The organism is Paraburkholderia caballeronis (assembly GCF_900104845.1).
GTDB classification, from domain to species: Bacteria; Pseudomonadota; Gammaproteobacteria; order Burkholderiales; family Burkholderiaceae; genus Paraburkholderia; species Paraburkholderia caballeronis.
The window spans coordinates 2,163,312-2,181,564 of sequence record NZ_FNSR01000001.1; the positions used below are offsets into that span (position 1 = coordinate 2,163,312).

Consider the following 18,253-nt stretch of genomic DNA (forward strand, 5'->3'; position numbering starts at 1 on the left):
GTCGCGCCGCACGCCCCACCTACGGCGGACGCCCGCCCCTCGCGGCGCGCCGTCTGCCTGCAGATCGTATCGTCATGGATGTCATCGTCATTGGCGGCGGAATGGCCGGCGTCGCCACCGCCTATCAGTTGCGCGCGGCGGGCCATCGCGTCTGCGTGGTCGAGCGCCATGCGACCGTTGCGCAGGGCGCGACCTACGGCCATAGCGGCCTCGTGCTGCCCACCCCGCTCGACGTCTGGTTCGGCCCGACGTTCATGCGCGGCGGCCGCCAGGCCGCGAGCGGCGTGATCTCCAAGACCGGCTTTGGCGGCGACGCGCGCAACTTCGTGAAGCGGCTGGCCGCGCTGCACGCGTCGGACGCGTTCGCCGCGCAATATGCGCTGCTGCGGCCGCTGGTCGAATCCGCGCGCAATGCGCTCGACGACGTGACCGGCCGCTTCCAGATCGAGTTCGAGGCGCGCGAAGGACTGCTGTACGTCGTGCGCAGCAACGACGAGTGGTCGCTGACGCAGCCGGCGCTCGAACTGCTGCGCCGCTTCGAGACGCCCCATCACGTGCTGTCCGCCGCCGCGTGCGTCGCCGACGAGCACACGATTCCATCCGATCCGCCGTTCGCCGGTGCCGTGCGTTTCGACGACGGCCAGATCGCGAACTGCCCGCTGTTCGTCAAGCAGCTGAAGCAGGTGCTCGATACGCTCGGCGGCGTGCAGTTCCTGACCGGTCGCACGGTCGGCGCAATCCGCGTCGAAACGCAGCGCGCGGCGGTCGAGTTGACGCCGCGCGATCCGGGCCGCGCGAGCGGCAACGAAGTGGACGTGATTTCCGCCGACGCGGTCGTCGTCGCGGCCGGCGCGCAGACGCCGGGGCTGCTCGCGCCGCTCGGCGCGCGGCTGCCGCTCTATCCGGTGCGGCTGCACGCGCTGACCGCGCCGGTCGCGCACGAGGAATGCGTGCCGCGCTCGACGATCGTCGACGCGGTGAAGCGGATTGCGATCACGCAGATGAACCATCGGCTGCGGATCGCGGGCGGTGCGGTGCTGCAGCGCGCGAACCAGCTGGACAAGCCGCTGCCGCCGCCGCTGACCGAGGAGGCGCTCGCGCTGCTCGGCGAGGCGGCGCGCGACTGGACGCCGGGCGCGGCGAAGATTTCGGCCGCGCTGCCGTGGGAAGGGATGAAGCTGCTATCGGCGGACGGACTGCCTGTGGTCGGCAACGCGGTCCATCCGCGGCTTTTCGTGAACGCCGGCCATGGGCCGGCCGGCTGGGCGCTCGCGCTCGGCTCCGCACGGCTGGTCGCGCAACTGGTGTCCGGCGCGCAGCCGGATCTGCCCGACGACACGCTGAAGGCGCTGCGGCCGGAACGGGGGTGAGTCGGGCCGCGCGGGCGCGGCTTCGCCGCCCCGCCGGAACGACGCTGCCCACGCCGCCGCACGCGTAACCACCCCACCCTTTCCCCGCCGACACAACGGCGGCAAATTGCGCCGGCCGATCCGGATCGCAACGCGCTCGGGTATCGTTCCGGTATCGATACCGATCGCGCATCGACCGCGCTGCCTGCCATGACCGCTGCTTCGCCCCCTGCTTCCCACCCGCTCCCCGCGCTGCTGAATCCGCATGACCGCCCGGTGCCGCTCCTGACCGTCGCCGGGCTGCGCCGGTGCGAGACCCACGCGCAGGCGGCGCTGCCCGAACGGACGCTGATGGCGCGCGCCGGCGCGGCCGCCGCGCATTTCCTGCGCGAGCAGCTCGCGCATGCGCCGTCGCCGGCCGCGAACCTGCCGGTGTGGATCATCGCCGGCCCCGGCAACAACGGCGGCGACGCGCTCGTCGTCGCGACCGAACTGCATCGCGCGGGCGTCGAGGTCGAAATCTGCATGCCGGTCGAAGTGAAACCCGACGACGCGCGCTGGGCGCTCTCCGGCGCGCGCGCGGAAGGCGTCGCGATCTCGGCGACGCCGCCCGCGTCGTTCGACGGCTATGGCTGGCTCGTCGACGGGATGTTCGGCATCGGCCTCGCGCGCGGCCTCGACGGCGTGTTCGCGACGCTCGCGCAGCGGCTGTCCGCGCGTGCGCGCAGCGACGGCCACGTACTCGCGCTCGACGTGCCGAGCGGGCTCGACAGCGACACCGGCAACGTGGTCGGCGACGGCCCGGCGGTGCGCGCGACGCATACCGTCACGTTCATCGCCGCGAAGCCGGGCCTCTTCACCGCGGTCGGCCGCGACTATGCGGGCGCGGTGACGGTCGCGCCGATCGGCATCGACGCGGACGACCCGGCCGCCGCGCACCTGAACGCGCCCGCGCTGTTCGGCCCATGGATGCCCGCGCGCGATTTTTCGACCCACAAGGGGACGTTCGGCACGCTCGCGGTGGTCGGCGGCGACACGGGCATGTGCGGCGCGCCGATCCTCGCCGCGCGCGCCGCGCTGCTGGCCGGCGCGGGCAAGGTCCACGTCGCGTTCGTCGGCAGCGGCGCGCCGCCCTACGATCCGCCGCATCCGGAACTGATGCTCGACGCCGCCGACCGGCTTGCGCTCGACGCGATGGACGCGCTGTCGATCGGCTGCGGGATGGGCGGCAGCGACCGCGCGCGCGACGTACTCGATCGCGCGCTGCAAGTCGCGGCGCCGACGCTGCTCGACGCAGACGCGCTCAATCTGCTCGCCCGCGACGCCGCGCTCGCCGCGCGGGTCGCCGCGCACGGCACGCCTTGCGTGCTGACACCGCATCCGCTCGAAGCGGCGCGGCTGCTCGGCGCCGACACGCAGGCGGTGCAGCGCGACCGCCCGGCGGCCGCACGCGCGCTTGCCGCGCGCTTCGCGGCAGTCGCGGTGCTGAAAGGCAGCGGCACGGTGATCGCGGCGCCGGACGGCCGGCTCGCGATCAACCCGACCGGCAACGCGGGGCTCGCGACCGGCGGCACCGGCGACGTACTCGGCGGGATGATCGGCGCGCTGCTCGCGCAGAAACTGCCGCCTTACGAAGCGGCGCTGGCCGGCGTCTATCTGCACGGCCTCGCGGCCGACACGTTGTGCGCGCAGGGCGACGGCCCGGCCGGACTGACGGCCGGTGAACTCGCGCCGATGGTCCGCCGGCTGATGAACCGGCTGTTCTATCCGCAGCGGGATTGATGGGCTTACGCGATGACGCAACGACAAACCCCGGGCCACTTTTTGCATGACGCCATAGTGTCAACGAAGCAATCCGCATGATGGCGACATACGCGACTTGCGCAGCGGATTGGCCGAAGCGAAAGACGCCGGCACGTCCTCTATAAAGACACTCGACCCGCAGCCGCCAGCACCCATCGTTCACCGAACGACACTGCGCGCGTTCGCCCTACCCCGCTATACTGATCCATCGCGCCGAGCGCGCCCCGACCGGGCGCGCCGGCATTCGCGCGGCGCGTCGGCCGGCGGCCCGCCTCACCGGCGGCAGGCCCGCGCCGCTTACCTTCGAGCTTCCTCGCCAGACGAACCATGACCACGACACATCCGCTCCCTGCCTGGTCCGCGCTACAGGCGCATTACGAACAGATCCGCGATGCACGACTGCGCGACTGGTTTGCTCCCGAAAACGATCCCGCGCCGACGCGCGCCGAACGCTACACGTTCTCCGCTGTGCCCGGACTCGCCGCCGACTTCTCGAAGAACCGCATTACCGACGCGACGCTGCAACTGCTGATCGCGCTCGCGCGCGAAGCCGGCGTCGAGGCGCGCCGCGACGCGATGTTCGCGGGTGAAGTCGTGAACCCGACCGAAGGCCGCGCGGCGCTGCACACCGCGCTGCGCGCGACCGACGCGAACGCGCCGTTCCACGCGCAGATCGCGACCGAGCGCGCGAAGATGGCGCGCTTCGCGGACGCCGTCCGCAGCGGCGCATGGACCGGCTACACCGGCAAGCGCATCCGCCACGTCGTGAACATCGGCATCGGCGGTTCGGACCTTGGGCCGAAGATGGTCGTCCACGCGTTGCAGCACCTCGCGACACCGGAAATAAAAACGCACTTCGTATCGAACGTCGACGGCGCGGACCTGTACCGCGTGATCTCGCAGATCGATCCGGAAGAGACGCTCGCGATCATCGTGTCGAAGACGTTCACGACGCTCGAAACGATGACGAACGCGCGCTCGCTGCGCGACTGGTTCGTGCAGAACGGCTGCCCGGAAGCGGGACTCGCGAAGCATTTCGTCGGCGTGTCCGCGAATCCCGCCGAGGTCGTGAAGTTCGGCATCGATCAGGACAACGTGTTCGAGATGTGGGACTGGGTCGGCGGTCGTTATTCGCTGTGGTCGGCGGTGGGTCTATCGATCATGATCGCGGTCGGCCCGGCGCAGTTCGACGAACTGCTCGCCGGCGCGCACGAGATGGACGAGCATTTCCGCACGACGCCGCTCGAACGCAACCTGCCGGTGCTGCTCGGGATGATCGGCATCTGGTATCGCAACTTCTTCGGCTCGCAGAGCTACCTCGTCGCGCCGTATTCGGAGGCGCTGCATTACCTGCCGTCGTATCTGCAGCAACTGGAGATGGAGAGCAACGGCAAGTCCGCGCGGCTCGACGGCGCGTTCGTCGATTACGCGACGTCGGCGGTCACGTGGGGCGAGCCCGGCACGAACGGCCAGCACGCGTTTTTCCAGATGCTGCACCAGGGGCCGACGATCGTGCCGATCGACTTCGTCGCGGTGCTGACGCCCGAGCACCCGCTCGCGGGCCATCATGCGAAGCTGCTCGCGAACTGCTTCGCGCAGAGCGAGGCGCTGATGCTCGGCCGCACCGAAGAGGAAGCCCGCAAGGTCGCCGGTCCGGACAAGCCCGAACTCGCGCCGCACCTCGTGTTCCCCGGCAACCGCCCGACCACGACGCTGCTCGTCGATGCGCTGACCGCGCGTTCGCTCGGCGCGCTGATCGCGCTGTACGAGCATAAGGTGCTGGTGCAGGCGTCGGTGTGGAACATCAACCCGTTCGACCAGTGGGGCGTGGAACTCGGCAAGATTCTCGGCAAGGTCGTCGAGGCCGACCTCGGCGCGGCGCCGGCCGACGTGAAGCCGCACGATTCGTCGACGGCCGCGTTGATCGCGCGGGCGCGCACGGCGCTGAAGGGCTGACGCGAGGATTGGCGATGCCGGACCCGGCATGCGGCATCCGCGCGACTCGCGCCGCGCCGTTCGTGCCGTATGCCGTGCGCCGTTCAGCGGCCGATCGCGACGGTCGGCGCGGGCGTCGCCACGATGCGCCCGGCTTCGATCGTCACGGTCGTGTCGCAGCGGTGCGCGAGATCGATATCGTGCGTGACGAGCACGAGCGTCGCGCCGTTCGCGCGGTTCATCTCGAACATCAGATCGATCACTGCGTGGCCGGTCGCCGCATCGAGGCTGCCGGTCGGCTCGTCCGCGAACAGCACGGCCGGATGCGTGACGAACGCGCGCGCAAGCGCGACGCGCTGCTGCTCGCCGCCCGACAACAGCTTCGGATAATGGCGCATGCGCTGCGCAAGGCCGACGCGTTCGAGCAGTTCACGCGCGCGCGCATATGCGTCGCGCGTGGACAGGCCGCCGTGCAGTTCGAGCGGCAGCGCGACGTTCTCCAGCGCGGTCAGGTGCGGCATCAACTGGAACGACTGGAACACGAAACCGACCGAGCCGTTGCGCAGCGCCGCGCGCTGGTCCTCGCCGAGTTCGGTCAACTCGTGGCCGAGCAGCCGAACCGAGCCCGCGCTCGCGCTGTCCAACCCGGCCAGCAGCCCGAGCAGCGTCGATTTGCCGGACCCCGATGCGCCGATGATCGCGACGCTGCTGCCGGCGTCGACCGTCAGGTCGATGCCGTCGAGGATCGTCAGTTCGCCGGTCGCATCGGTTACTTTCTTCGACAAGCCCCGTACTTCGATGACAGGATCGCTATTCGTTCGCATGATGACGCACAGATCAGGAGTGAAAGCCGCCGTGTTCGCGGCGCTCAACGCAGTGGGCGGCATCGCTGCCGTGTTTGCTGCCGTGTTCGCGATGGGCATCGGCGTCGCATGCGCGGCGAATGCGCCCGCCGCGGCCAGCGGCGATTCGAAGCCGGTGATCGTCGTGCTCGGCGACAGCCTGTCCGCCGAATACGGCCTGCCGCGCGACACCGGCTGGGTCGCATTGATGCGCCAGCGGCTCGCCAGCGAGCGGATCGATTATAGCGTCGCGAATGCGAGCATCAGCGGCGATACGACGAGCGGCGGTCTCGCGCGGCTGCCAATCGTGATGCAGCGGCTCAAACCGTCGATCGTGATCGTCGAGCTGGGCGCGAACGATGCGCTGCGCGGCGTGCCGCTTGCGACCACCAACGACAACCTGCGTGCGATCGTCGCGCAGATCCGCAAGGGCAATGCGAAGCCGGTGCTCGTCGGCATGTACGTGCCGCCCAACTACGGGCCGGACTATACGCAGAAGTTCCATGGCCTTTACGAGCAGATGTCGAAGGAACTGCACGTGCCGCTCGTGCCGTTCCTGCTCGCCGGCATCGGCGATCGCCCCGATCTGTTCCAGTCCGACCAGATGCATCCCACCCAGCAGGCACAGCCATTGCTGCTCGACAACGTGTGGCCGACGCTGAAGCCGCTGCTCGGCAACGCGTCGCCACACTGAGCAACAGGGTTTCCCGCCACCGGAACCTTGATGTAGCGGGCGTCGTCGGCGCGATGCGCGGGCGGCGCGCCGGCGTCGCATGCCGGATCGCCGGCGCCGGAATCCACCTGACTGGAGGGAGAAAAGCGTGAAATATTTACCTCTTATCGCGATCACGGCGGCACTTGCCGCGTGCGCAAACCAACCCATTCCGACGGGCGCACAATCGGTCGGCACGAGCCAGCAGGCGCCGACCGCGGTCGCGCAGTGCATCGCGCAGAAGTGGGCCGACCGGTCGCAGCAGCAGGTCGTGTCGCAGACCATGCTGGCGAACAACCAGGCGGTCGATGTGTATGTGCCGGGCCAGCAGCCGCCGAACGGCGCGGCCGCGATCGTGCGGCCCGCATGGTCCGCGAACGCGAAAACGTGGGTCGGCTTCCGCGCAGCCGGCGGTGCGGCCGGCGACGCGACGGGGGATATCGGCGCCTGCCTGTGAGAGTTCGCGATGGTTGCATCGCGCGGCGCATCGCAGACGCCGGATGTGAAAAAGCCCCGCAAATGCGGGGCTTTTTCGTTGTTGCGCGCATGCGGCATACGCCGCGCGACGCTTACTGACCGTCGCCGCCGGCGTCGTTGCTGCCGGCCGGCCCGAGCGAGCCATACGTCTTGACCTTCGAGCGGTTGCGCAGCGCGTCCATGTACGCCTGCACGTTCGCCTGGCCGGCGATCTGCCCGAGCTGCTGCTGCGCGGCCGCGAGACGCGGCGCATCGACCGCCGCGCCGCTGATCACCGCATTCACGCGATAGATCGCGAAACCGTCCGCGCCGAGGTCGACGCCGACATACGCGGGCAGATGCTGCGGATCGGCCTTGAACACGGCGCTCAATGCCGCGGGCGGCAGCCCTTGCGCATCGTCGCGCGACACCTTCAGCGCGGACGAGAAACCGTCGGTCGCTTTCGACTTCTGGAGCGCCGCGAGTTTCGCCTGCCCTTCGGTGTGCGCCATGTCGGCGGCCTGCTGCGCGACGACCCGTTGACGCACCACGTCCTTCACCGCGTCGAACGCGGGCACCGCGGCCGGCTTGAAGTCGGTCACGCGCGCCGCGATCAGCGTGTTGTTGCCGACGTCGATCGCCTGCGTGTTGTTGTGCTGGTTCACCGAGTCGTTCGCGAACACCGCTTCGAGGAACTTCGGATGGTTCAGCGGGCTGTCCGGCGGCAGCGCGGGATTCGGCTTCGGCGTGACGGTCGCCGTGCGGATCTGCAGATGGAACTTGTCGGCGGCCGGCTGCAAGGTCTTCGACTGTTCGTACACGAGCGACGTGAAGCCATCGGTCGCCTCGGTGAACAGCTTCGACGCCTGCTGCGCCTTCACTTCCGCGACGATCGTCGGCTTCACTTCGTCGAACGGCTTCGTGACCGCCGGCTTCAGGTCGGTCAGCTTGACGATGTGATAACCGAAGTCCGACTGGATCACGCCGCTGATCTCGTCTTTCTTCAGCGCGAACACCGCGTTGTCGAACGCGTCGCCGCCGGCGATCATCCCGCGGCCGAAGTAACCGAGGTCGCCGCCCTTCGATGCGGAGCCCGGGTCCTGCGACGCGCGCTGCGCGATCTGCGCGAACTGGTCCGGATGCGCCTTCACTTCCGCGAGGATCGATTCGGCCTTCTGCTGCGCCGCCTTGCGGTCGGCCGCGTTCGCATCCTTCGGCACCGCGATCAGAATGTGGCTCGCGCGCACCTGCTCGTCGGTGCGGAAACGCTTGATGTTGTCGTTGTAGAACTTCTGCAGGTCCGCGTCGCCCGGCTGCACCGACGCGGCAACCGCGTCGGGAGACAACACGAGATACTGGATCTGCGCGGTCGCGGGCGTCGCGAAGTCGTTGCGATGCGCGTCGTAATACGACTGAAGCTGCGCGTCGGTCGGCTGCACCTTCGATGCGAAGTCCGACGCACGCAGCATCAACCCCTGCACCTCACGCTGCTGAACGGTCAGTTCAGCGAGATGCTGCGCGAGCGACTTCGGCGTAAACGCACTGCCGATCACCGCGGCCGGCAACTGCTGCAACGCGAGGTTGTAGCGCACGCGCTCGTCGTACTGCTCGGGCGTCATGCCCTGCATCGCGAGCAGTTCCTTGTAGTGGTCGAGGTCGATCGTGCCGTCCGGCTTCTTCAGCGACGAGATCACCGGGTCCGCGAGCAGCGAGCGGCGCACCGCGTCGTCCGACGCCGTCAGATGCAGGCGCTGCGTTTCGTCCGCGAGCACGCGCTGCTGGATCAATCCTTCGAGCACGTCCTGACGATGCTGCGGCGTATCGAAGATGCTGGCGTCGAAGCGCGCACCCAGCATCTGCCGCGCCTGATCGAGCTGCTGGCGCGCGGCGTTATCGTATTCGGCGCGGGTGATCTTGTTGCCGTTGACGCTCGCGACATTCGCGCTCTCGTCGAAGAAGCCGCGGAAGCCCTGGATGCCGACGAAGCCTAGCCCCGGCACCACCAGCAGGAGCAGCATGAACATCATCAGCCGTTTATGATTGCGGAAAAAATCGAGCATGCCTGACAGACCGGATGGGGGCGCCAAAAAACAGAACGCCCGATATTACAACAGCGGGCAATAAAAAAGGCGAACCACTGGTTCGCCTTTGCTTTCTTTTGCCGCAGTGCTGCGGCGCTTCGTCGTGAACGGCTGGCGGAGCGGACGGGGCTCGAACCCGCGACCCCCGGCGTGACAGGCCGGTATTCTGACCAACTGAACTACCGCTCCGTATTGCGCTGCATATGAACCGCAAAGCTGTGGTGGGTGCTGAGAGGCTCGAACTCCCGACCTACGCCTTGTAAGGGCGCCGCTCTACCAACTGAGCTAAGCACCCAGCTCGACGGTTCGTGTCGCTTGCATCGTTCTTTGCTCGTTCACGTCGTGAACACGATGGGCCTGAGTCACTCAACGGCCATCGCCGCGCTGCCTGATCGCCAGGCCATGCATCCGTATGGTTGCAAGCCCCTCAAGCAGCGAGCCCGCTAGTTTAGCGCATCCTTCAGCGCTTTACCAGGCCTGAATTTCGGGACCTTTGCAGCCTTGATCTTGATCGCCGCGCCGGTGCGCGGGTTGCGGCCGGTGCGTGCGGTGCGCTTGCCGACGGCGAAGGTGCCGAAGCCGACCAGCGTGACCGTGCCGCCCTTCTTCAGCGTTCCCTTGACGCCGCCGATCACGGCGTCGAGTGCGCGCCCCGCTGCGGCTTTCGAGATGTCCGCTTGCTGCGCAATATGGTCGATCAATTCCGTTTTATTCATTCCAGCCCCCGAGAATGTGTGTTTGGGCAATCGTGATGGCGCAGTGCGCCGGGAAAAGACGGGTCCGACGCTACGTCGGGCCCGCTCATTAAACGAGGCCGAAAGACACGTGTCAAGCGGGGCAGAGCCTGATATAGCGCCGTTTTCGAGCGATTTACCGGATCGGCGGCGAGCCTGAGGCGGACCGTCGCCGTGTAATGATCCGTAACCGTTGCGAGGCCAATAAAAAAACCCGCGGCGTTAAAGCCGCGGGTTTTCGGGTCATGCGTGCCGCGCCGGAGCGCGGTCGACAACGATCATCAGTGCTTGACGACTTCGCCGGTAGCCGCGTCCTTCGCCGATTCGGCAACCGGCGCTTCGGCCTTCGCCTCTTCTTCCGGCAGCGCCTGCGGCACCCGTTCGAGCGCCAGTTCGAGCACCTTGTCGATCCAGCGGACCGGCACGATTTCGATCGCGTTCTTCACGTTGTCCGGAATTTCCGTCAGGTCCTTCACGTTCTCTTCCGGGATCAGCACGAGCTTGATGCCGCCGCGATGCGCCGCGAGCAGTTTCTCCTTCAGCCCGCCGATCGGCAGCACTTCGCCGCGCAGCGTGATTTCACCCGTCATCGCGACGTCGGCGCGCACCGGGATGCCGGTCAGCACGGACACCAGCGCCGTCGTCATCGCGATGCCGGCGGACGGACCGTCCTTCGGCGTCGCGCCTTCCGGCACGTGGATGTGGATGTCCTGCTTGTCGAACGCTTCGTCCTTGATGCCGAGACGACGCGAACGCGAACGCACCACCGAGCGCGCGGCTTCGACCGACTCCTTCATCACGTCGCCGAGCGAACCCGTGCGGATCACGTTGCCCTTGCCGGGCATCACCGCCGCTTCGATCGTCAACAGGTCGCCGCCGACTTCCGTCCACGCGAGGCCCGTGACCTGACCGATCTGGTTTTCCTTCGCGGCCAGGCCGAAGTCGTACTTGCGCACGCCGAGGAACGTGTCGAGGTTGCTGCCGTCGACCGTCACCGCACCATCCGCCTTCTTCAGCAGAAGCATCTTCACGACCTTGCGGCAGATCTTCGACACTTCGCGTTCCAGCGAGCGCACGCCCGCTTCACGCGTGTAGTAGCGAATGATGTCGCGGATCGCCTGCTCCGTGACCTCGATCTCGCCGGCCTTCAGGCCGTTGTTCTTCTTCTGCTTCGGCAGCAGGTAACGCAGCGCGATGCTGACCTTCTCGTCTTCCGTGTAACCCGACAGACGGATCACTTCCATCCGGTCGAGCAGCGGCGGCGGGATGTTCAGCGAGTTCGACGTCGCGACGAACATCACGTCCGACAGGTCGAAGTCCACTTCGATGTAGTGGTCCGCGAACGTGTGGTTCTGTTCCGGGTCCAGCACTTCGAGCAGCGCCGACGACGGATCGCCGCGGAAATCCATGCCCATCTTGTCGACTTCGTCGAGCAGGAAGAGCGGATTGCGCACGCCGACTTTCGTCAGGCTCTGCAGGATCTTGCCGGGCATCGACCCGATATACGTGCGCCGGTGGCCGCGAATCTCGGCCTCGTCACGCACGCCGCCGAGCGCCATGCGCACGAACTTGCGGTTCGTGGCGCGGGCGATCGACTGACCCAGCGACGTCTTGCCGACGCCGGGAGGCCCGACGAGGCACAGGATCGGCGCCTTCACCTTGTCCACGCGCTGTTGCACCGCAAGATATTCGAGGATGCGTTCCTTCACCTTCTCAAGACCGTAGTGGTCTTCGTCGAGCACGCGTTCGGCGTTCGAGAGGTCGTTGTTGACCTTGCTCTTCTTGCGCCACGGCAGCCCGATCAGCGTGTCGATGTAGTTGCGCACGACCGTCGCTTCCGCCGACATCGGCGACATCAGCTTCAGCTTCTTCAGCTCCGCGTCGGCCTTCTTCTTCGCTTCCTTCGGCATGCGCGCGGCGGTGATGCGCTTCTCAAGCTCTTCGAGATCCGCGCCTTCTTCGCCTTCGCCCAGTTCCTTCTGGATCGCCTTGACCTGCTCGTTCAGGTAGTACTCGCGCTGGCTCTTCTCCATCTGACGCTTCACGCGTCCGCGGATGCGCTTCTCGACCTGAAGGATGTCGATCTCCGCTTCGAGCTGCGCGAGCAGATGTTCGAGGCGCTCGATAACCGGGAACATCTCCAGGATGTGCTGCTTCTGGTCGAGCTTCAGCGGCAGATGCGCGGCGATCGTATCGGCGAGACGCCCGGCTTCGTCGATACCCGACAGCGACGTCAGGATCTCCGGCGGGATCTTCTTGTTCAGCTTCACGTACTGGTCGAACTGCGACACGATCGCGCGACGCAGCGCTTCGGTTTCGGCGCTGTCCGCGTGGTCGGGTTCGAGCGGCAGCACTTCGCACGAGAACTGGGTTTCCTGTTCTTCGATCGAAAGCGTCTTCGCGCGCTGCAGCCCCTCGACCAGCACCTTCACGGTGCCGTCAGGCAGCTTCAGCATCTGCAGGATGTTCGCGATACATCCCACTTCGTACATGTCTTTTTCGGTCGGCTCGTCCTTGGCGGCGGTTTTCTGCGCGACGAGCATGATGTGCTTGCCGCCCTCCATCGCCACTTCGAGCGCCTTGATCGACTTCGGCCGGCCCACGAAGAGCGGAATCACCATATGCGGGAAAACTACGACGTCACGCAGCGGGAGCAGCGGGAGCGTGGTGCGTTCCGGCGGGAGGAGTTGGGTTCCTGACATTTCATTTCCCCATGAGTGGAATCAATTCGTTCGGTAGGTGAGGCCTGCGACAACGATTGCAAGCCTCCAGCGTGTGGGAAAAGTTCAGTGACACCAAAAAAAGTACGCCATCGACCACAAGATAAACGAAAAAGCCGTTCATCAATTACATGAACGGCTTTTTCCCGGAACTCTTTAGCCGATCACGGTCAGTTCGACCCGGCGACTTTTGGCGCGTCCTCGTAAATCAGCAGAGGCTTGCCATCGCCGTCGATCACGTTGTCGTCGATGATTACCTTGCTGACGCCTTTCATCGTCGGCAGTTCGTACATCACGTCGAGCAATGCCTGTTCCAGAATCGAGCGCAGCCCGCGGGCGCCGGTCTTGCGGCGGATCGCCTTGCGCGCGACGGCCTGCAGCGCGGCCGGACGGATCTCCAGTTCGACCCGTTCCATCGCGAACAGCTTGTGATACTGCTTCACGAGCGCATTCTTCGGTTCGACGAGAATCTTCATCAGCGCCGTTTCGTCGAGCTTGCCGAGCGTCGCGACCACCGGCAGACGGCCGATCAGTTCGGGAATCAGGCCGAACTTGATCAGGTCTTCCGGTTCCACTTCGCGCAGCACTTCGCCCGCGTCGCGCTCCTGCTTGCTCTTCACGCTCGCGCCGAAACCAATGCCGGTTTTCTCGGTGCGATCGGTGATGACCTTTTCGAGTCCATCGAAAGCGCCGCCGCAAACGAACAGGATATTCGTCGTATCGACCTGGATGAAATCCTGGTTCGGATGCTTGCGGCCGCCTTGCGGCGGCACCGACGCCATCGTGCCTTCGATCAGTTTCAGCAGCGCCTGCTGGACACCTTCGCCGGACACGTCGCGCGTGATCGACGGGTTGTCGGACTTGCGGCTGATCTTGTCGATTTCGTCGATGTAGACGATCCCGCGCTGCGCCTTGTCGACTTCGTAATTGCAGTTCTGCAGCAGCTTCTGGATGATGTTCTCGACGTCCTCGCCGACGTAGCCGGCTTCGGTCAACGTCGTCGCGTCCGCGATCACGAACGGCACGTTCAGCAGGCGCGCGAGCGTCTGCGCGAGCAGCGTCTTGCCCGAGCCGGTCGGCCCGATCAGCAGGATGTTGCTCTTCGACAGTTCGACGTCGTCCTTCTTGTCGAGATGCTTCAGGCGCTTGTAGTGGTTGTACACCGCGACCGCGAGAATCTTCTTCGCGCGTTCCTGGCCGATCACGTACTGATCGAGGATGTCACGGATTTCCTGCGGGCTCGGCAGGTCGGAACGCGACAACGCCGCGTCGACGCCCGCGCCGGCCGCCTCGTCGCGAATGATCTCGTTGCACAGGTCGATGCACTCGTCGCAGATGAACACCGACGGCCCCGCAATCAGCTTCTTCACTTCATGCTGGCTTTTGCCGCAGAACGAGCAATACAACAGCTTTTCGCTGTTAGAACCTTTCTTGTCCGCCATGGATAGATGAGCCTCCGGACACTCTGTTACATGATACGCCGCTTTCCCCCGCCACACCGGGCGGGGATGCGCGAACCGCTTGCTGTGACGGCGTGTGGGCCGCAGGCCGCGAAGCGCTTATCGGGATTATTTCACAAGGCTCGCGCCGGGACTTCAACCGCTGTATCCGGTGAAAATACGGATAAAAAACCGTGTCCGATCACGGACGCTTGTGCAGGACCTGGTCGATCAGCCCGTAAGCCTGCGCGTCGTCGCCGGACATGAAGTTGTCGCGGTCCGTGTCGCGCGCGATGCGCTCGACCGGCTGGCCCGTATGGTTCGCGAGCAGCTGGTTCAGGCGCTCCTTCAGGTACAGGATCTCGCGCGCCTGGATCTCGATGTCCGACGCCTGGCCGCGCGCGCCGCCGAGCGGCTGGTGGATCATCACGCGCGAATTCGGCAGCGCAAAACGCTTGCCCTTCGCGCCCGACGCGAGCAGGAACGCGCCCATGCTCGCCGCGAGGCCCATGCAAAGGGTCGAAACATCCGGCTTGATGAACTGCATCGTGTCGTAGATCGCCATGCCGGCCGACACCGACCCGCCCGGACTGTTGATGTACAGGCTGATGTCCTTGTCCGGGTTTTCGCTTTCGAGGAACAGCAACTGCGCGACCACCAGGTTCGCGGTCTGGTCGTTCACTTCGCCGACCAGGAACACCACGCGCTCCTTGAGCAGACGCGAGTAGATATCGTACGAGCGTTCGCCGCGGCCGCTCGTCTCGACGACGATCGGCACGAGCCCGAGCGCCTGCGGCTCCAGATCCCGCGAAGCGTGAGACGTCAGCGTATCCAGCGATTGGGCGCGAATGGTCATGCGATGAATCCTTGTCTGGAAAAATTCTTCTGGTTAACCGGTATGGCGACGCGCCCCGCCGATTCAACCATGCAGCCCGCAGGGTCGAATCCGCAGACGTAAAAACGGCGTGCAGGCCGTCGCTCCGACAGCCGGCACGCCGTTCCGGCGGCGCCTTAAGCCTGCGCCGTTGCGCTTGCCAGTTCCTCGAAGCTCACCTGCTTGTCCGTCACCTTGGCCTTGCCGAGCACGAAATCGACGACGTTCGATTCGACGACGTACGCTTCCATTTCCGCAAGGCGCTGCTGGTTCGAATAATACCAGCGGACGACTTCCTTCGGGTCCTCGTAGCTTTTCGCGAATTCGTCCACTTCCGCGCGGATCTGCTCGGGCTTCGCCTGCAGTTCGTTCGCCTTCACCAGCTCGGCCAGCACGAGGCCCAGCTTCACGCGGCGCTCGGCCTGCTCGCGGAACATCTCGGCCGGAATCGGCGCATCCTTCGCGTTCGGCACGCCGCGTTGCGCGAGGTCCTGGCGCGCCATTTCGACGAGGCGTTCCTGGTCCTGTTCGATCAGCGCGTTCGGCACGTCGAGTTCGGAGATCTTCAGCAGCGCGTCCATCACCTGGTTCTTCACGATCGCCTGGGTGCGGCGCTTCGCTTCGCGTTCGAGGTTGTCCTTGATCTCGGCGCGCATCTTCGTCAGGTCGCCGTCGGCGATGCCGAGCGACTTCGCGAATTCAGCGTCGATTTCCGGCAGGTGCGGCCACTCGATCGTCTTCAGCGTGATCGTGAACTTCGCGGTCTTGCCGGCGACGTCCTTGCCGTGATAATCGTCCGGGAACTTCAGGTCGAATTCGCGTGATTCGCCGGCCTTCAGACCCAGCGCAGCCTGTTCGAACTCGGGCAGCATGCGCCCTTCGCCGAGCACGAACGCGAAGTCTTCCGCGCTGCCGCCCGGGAACGCGACGTCGTCGATCTTGCCGACGAAGTCGAGCGTCACGCGGTCGCCGTTCTGCGCCGCGGTGTCCGCGCCGCCGTCACCGTGGTCGCCGCCCTCGCCGCGCGCATGGAAATGCACGCGCTGCTTGCGCAGGATGTCCAGCGTGCGGTCGATCTCGGCTTCGGTGATCGTCGTGGTGGTGCGCTCGATTTCGGCGTCCGCAACGTCGCCGAGCTTCACTTCCGGATACACCTCGAACGTCGCGTCGAACGCGTATGCACCTTCGGCCGCTTCCGCCTTCGGGCTGAAGCTCGGCTGGCCCGCGACGCGCAGGTTTTCCGCGCGGCTGATGTCGAAGAATTCCTTGCCGACCTTGTCGCTCAGCACTTCGGCTTCCACTTGGCCCGAGTACTGCTGCGTGACCATCTTCAGCGGCACCTTGCCCGGGCGGAAACCCGGCATGCGCACGTTCTTCGCGAGCTGGCGAATGCGCGACTCCACTTCTTTCTGCACGGCGTCCTTCGGCAGGGAAATCGTCACGCGGCGTTCGAGCTTGCCGAGGTTTTCAACAACGTTAGCCATGGCTTCAATCGTCCTAAAATTATTCGAGCGAATCAGTAGTGTCTTTGCTGTGCCGCAGTTCGTTGGAGCAGTCCGTCTCGCGTGCGCGCCATGGCGCCGCACTTCAATTCTCGTGCGAGCCCGGGCTGCGCCAGCGCCTGCGTCCGTCCTGCCGCCGACCGTCCGGAGCGTCCGATGCAGCAGGTGCTGCCCACATCGTCGATCCCGTCGATCCTGTCGTTCCAATCGTTCGGGGTCGTCCGGTTATTCCGGTTATTCCGGGACCCTCCCGATCGACCGCCTGCGGCGCGGTTCCGTCAAAAGAGCCAAGTATTTTAGCAAACTATTTCCGCCGCCAAGCGGAATTGCCATGCGCGTGCCTCATGCACCCCCGTCGCAGGCGATACCGGCGATCGGAAAGCGCGCATCCAGCGCCGTACACCTTGCTGATAAGCTAGCGGGCGCACACGCTTCCCGCCCGCGCGGGCGACCCGCGCGAACAACAACTTCCCGTACCGAGACACCATGCCCAACCCGTCGCCCGCCTCTTCCGCCGCGCCCGTCGTCGTGATCGCCCCGGATTCGTTCAAAGGCTCGCTGAACGCCGAGCAGGTGGCCGATGCGATCGCCGCCGGCATCCGCCGCGCGCGCGCCGACGCGCAGATCCGCATCTGCCCGATGGCCGACGGCGGCGAAGGCACGCTCGACGCGATGCTGTCCGGCGGCGGCCGACGCCGCTCGCTGACGGTGCGCGGCGCGGCCGGCCCGACGCTCGACGCGGCGACCGGCCTGCTCGACGACGGCAGCGCGATCATCGAGACCGCCGAGATCGTCGGCATCACAGACTCCGTGGGGATGGCCGTGCCGGTGACCGCGCGCAGCACGCGCGGCATGGGCGAAGCGATCCGCGCGCTGCTGGACGACGGCGTGCGGCGCTTCTACGTCGCGCTCGGCGGCAGCAGCACCAACGATGGCGGCGCGGGTCTGCTCGCGGGCCTTGGGATGCAGCTTTACGACGCGCAGGACGCACCGCTCGAACCGACGCCCGAATCGCTCGCGCGCGTCGCCCGGGTCGATGTCTCCGCACTCGATGCGAGGCTCGCGCAGGCGTCGTTCGTTGCGATGTCCGACGTCGACAACCCGCTCACCGGCGAGCACGGCGCGACCGCCGTGTTCGGTCCGCAGAAAGGCGTGAGCGCGGATCAGGTCGCCGCCATCGACGCGGCGCTCGCACGTTTCGCAGACCTGCTCGAAGCGGCATTGCAGCGCCGCGAGCGCGACCAGCCCGGTGCGGGCGCGGCCGGCGGCCTCGGCTTCGCGCTGCGGATGCTGGGCGCGAGCTTCGAGCCGGGCGCCGAAGTGGTCGCGCGGCAGATCGGCCTCGACGAAGCGCTTCGGGGTGCCGACTGGCTGATCACCGGCGAGGGCCGCTCGGACGTGCAGACGCTGCACGGCAAGGCGCCGTTCATTGCGTGCCGCCATGCGACAGCGGCCGGCGTGCCGGCCACGCTGCTATCCGGCGCGGTCGATCCGGCCGCGCTGCCGAGGCTTGCGGAACACTTCAGCGGCTGCTTCTCGCCGGCTCCCGGCCCGATCACGCTCGACGTCGCGATCCGCGACGCGGCCGTGCTGCTCGCCAACGAAGCAGAGCAACTGACGCGCCTGAAATTCGGTCCGCGCTGACCGCTCACCGCACGACCGTACGATACGGTAAACCAGCCCAAAAACTCGCCTGCGTGCACTGCGCAGAACGAAACATCGCAGTGCACAACGCATGACGTGCGTTGACCAGCGGCGCGGATGCGGCAACAATCGCAACACGCGCAGCATCGACCGCGCGCACCC

13 protein-coding genes and 2 tRNA genes are annotated in these 18,253 nt (G+C 66.4%); 6 read left to right on the forward strand and 9 right to left on the reverse strand.

The genetic code is table 11. The features are described from left to right. Nucleotides 1-74 precede the first annotated feature (74 nt). The 3 genes from BLV92_RS09680 to pgi all read left to right on the forward strand — a co-directional run bounded on the left by BLV92_RS09680 (nucleotide 75) and on the right by pgi (nucleotide 5,108). Nucleotides 75-1,370: an FAD-dependent oxidoreductase gene (locus BLV92_RS09680; protein WP_090544433.1), complete on the forward strand. Its 1,296-nt coding sequence runs from the start codon at nucleotides 75-77 to the stop codon at nucleotides 1,368-1,370. Nucleotides 1,371-1,559: 189 nt separating this feature from the next. Continuing rightward, nucleotides 1,560-3,131: an NAD(P)H-hydrate dehydratase gene (locus tag BLV92_RS09685; RefSeq protein WP_090544434.1), complete on the forward strand. Its 1,572-nt coding sequence runs from the start codon at nucleotides 1,560-1,562 to the stop codon at nucleotides 3,129-3,131. Nucleotides 3,132-3,479: 348 nt separating this feature from the next. Continuing rightward, entirely contained in the window at nucleotides 3,480-5,108 is a 1,629-nt protein-coding gene (gene pgi / locus BLV92_RS09690) for a glucose-6-phosphate isomerase (protein WP_090544436.1), read from the forward strand. Between the two features lie 83 nt (nucleotides 5,109-5,191). Here pgi and BLV92_RS09695 read toward each other — a convergent pair whose 3' ends face one another. Continuing rightward, nucleotides 5,192-5,911: an ABC transporter ATP-binding protein gene (locus BLV92_RS09695; protein WP_090544438.1), complete on the reverse strand. Its 720-nt coding sequence runs from the start codon at nucleotides 5,909-5,911 to the stop codon at nucleotides 5,192-5,194. Between BLV92_RS09695 and BLV92_RS09700 the strand changes: the two genes are divergently transcribed. Both BLV92_RS09700 and BLV92_RS09705 read left to right on the forward strand, forming a co-directional pair. Next, nucleotides 5,910-6,623 (forward strand): arylesterase, encoded by a 714-nt coding sequence (locus BLV92_RS09700; protein WP_090544440.1) that lies wholly within the window; start codon nucleotides 5,910-5,912, stop codon nucleotides 6,621-6,623. The two genes, BLV92_RS09695 and BLV92_RS09700, sit on opposite strands and share 2 nt — an antisense overlap. Before the next feature lie 127 nt (nucleotides 6,624-6,750). Next, nucleotides 6,751-7,098, forward strand: coding sequence for a hypothetical protein (locus BLV92_RS09705; protein ID WP_090544442.1), 348 nt, complete (start codon nucleotides 6,751-6,753; stop codon nucleotides 7,096-7,098). 112 nt (nucleotides 7,099-7,210) lie between these two features. Here the strand turns inward: BLV92_RS09705 and BLV92_RS09710 are convergent, their stop codons facing one another. From BLV92_RS09710 to tig, 8 genes are all read right to left on the reverse strand, one after another. Next, complete coding sequence (locus BLV92_RS09710; protein ID WP_090544444.1) at nucleotides 7,211-9,157, reverse strand: SurA N-terminal domain-containing protein; 1,947 nt, start codon at nucleotides 9,155-9,157, stop codon at nucleotides 7,211-7,213. A gap of 133 nt (nucleotides 9,158-9,290) precedes the next feature. Further along, nucleotides 9,291-9,367, reverse strand: a tRNA-Asp gene (locus BLV92_RS09715). 30 nt (nucleotides 9,368-9,397) lie between these two features. After that, a tRNA-Val gene (locus tag BLV92_RS09720) sits at nucleotides 9,398-9,473 on the reverse strand. 148 nt (nucleotides 9,474-9,621) lie between these two features. After that, nucleotides 9,622-9,894 carry an HU family DNA-binding protein gene (locus BLV92_RS09725; protein ID WP_090544446.1) on the reverse strand — a complete coding sequence of 91 codons (273 nt, stop codon included), beginning with the start codon at nucleotides 9,892-9,894 and terminating at the stop codon, nucleotides 9,622-9,624. A gap of 299 nt (nucleotides 9,895-10,193) precedes the next feature. Then, on the reverse strand, nucleotides 10,194-12,614 hold the full coding sequence (lon, locus tag BLV92_RS09730) for an endopeptidase La (protein ID WP_090544448.1): 2,421 nt from the start codon (nucleotides 12,612-12,614) through the stop codon (nucleotides 10,194-10,196). 188 nt (nucleotides 12,615-12,802) lie between these two features. Continuing rightward, nucleotides 12,803-14,074 carry an ATP-dependent Clp protease ATP-binding subunit ClpX gene (clpX, locus tag BLV92_RS09735; protein ID WP_090544450.1) on the reverse strand — a complete coding sequence of 424 codons (1,272 nt, stop codon included), beginning with the start codon at nucleotides 14,072-14,074 and terminating at the stop codon, nucleotides 12,803-12,805. Between the two features lie 199 nt (nucleotides 14,075-14,273). Then, nucleotides 14,274-14,927, reverse strand: coding sequence for an ATP-dependent Clp endopeptidase proteolytic subunit ClpP (gene clpP, locus BLV92_RS09740; RefSeq protein ID WP_090544451.1), 654 nt, complete (start codon nucleotides 14,925-14,927; stop codon nucleotides 14,274-14,276). Between the two features lie 155 nt (nucleotides 14,928-15,082). After that, a complete protein-coding gene (gene tig, locus BLV92_RS09745) occupies nucleotides 15,083-16,429 on the reverse strand; it encodes a trigger factor (protein ID WP_090544453.1) in 1,347 nt (448 codons plus the stop codon). A 504-nt stretch (nucleotides 16,430-16,933) separates the two neighbouring features. Here tig and BLV92_RS09750 point away from each other — a divergent pair. Continuing rightward, a complete protein-coding gene (locus tag BLV92_RS09750) occupies nucleotides 16,934-18,091 on the forward strand; it encodes a glycerate kinase (protein ID WP_090544455.1) in 1,158 nt (385 codons plus the stop codon). Nucleotides 18,092-18,253: the final 162 nt, after the last annotated feature.

Bases quoted from the DNA above. Each gene is read 5' to 3' on its own strand.
- BLV92_RS09725 (WP_090544446.1), bottom strand. From the start codon at position 9,894: ATGAATAAAACGGAATTGATCGACCATATTGCGCAGCAAGCGGACATC.
- BLV92_RS09680 (WP_090544433.1), top strand. From the start codon at position 75: ATGGATGTCATCGTCATTGGCGGCGGAATGGCCGGCGTCGCCACCGCC.
- BLV92_RS09700 (WP_090544440.1), top strand. From the start codon at position 5,910: ATGATGACGCACAGATCAGGAGTGAAAGCCGCCGTGTTCGCGGCGCTC.
- lon (WP_090544448.1), bottom strand. From the start codon at position 12,614: ATGTCAGGAACCCAACTCCTCCCGCCGGAACGCACCACGCTCCCGCTG.
- BLV92_RS09750 (WP_090544455.1), top strand. From the start codon at position 16,934: ATGCCCAACCCGTCGCCCGCCTCTTCCGCCGCGCCCGTCGTCGTGATC.
- pgi (WP_090544436.1), top strand. From the start codon at position 3,480: ATGACCACGACACATCCGCTCCCTGCCTGGTCCGCGCTACAGGCGCAT.
- BLV92_RS09710 (WP_090544444.1), bottom strand. From the start codon at position 9,157: ATGCTCGATTTTTTCCGCAATCATAAACGGCTGATGATGTTCATGCTG.
- clpX (WP_090544450.1), bottom strand. From the start codon at position 14,074: ATGGCGGACAAGAAAGGTTCTAACAGCGAAAAGCTGTTGTATTGCTCG.
- BLV92_RS09685 (WP_090544434.1), top strand. From the start codon at position 1,560: ATGACCGCTGCTTCGCCCCCTGCTTCCCACCCGCTCCCCGCGCTGCTG.
- clpP (WP_090544451.1), bottom strand. From the start codon at position 14,927: ATGACCATTCGCGCCCAATCGCTGGATACGCTGACGTCTCACGCTTCG.
- tig (WP_090544453.1), bottom strand. From the start codon at position 16,429: ATGGCTAACGTTGTTGAAAACCTCGGCAAGCTCGAACGCCGCGTGACG.
- BLV92_RS09695 (WP_090544438.1), bottom strand. From the start codon at position 5,911: ATGCGAACGAATAGCGATCCTGTCATCGAAGTACGGGGCTTGTCGAAG.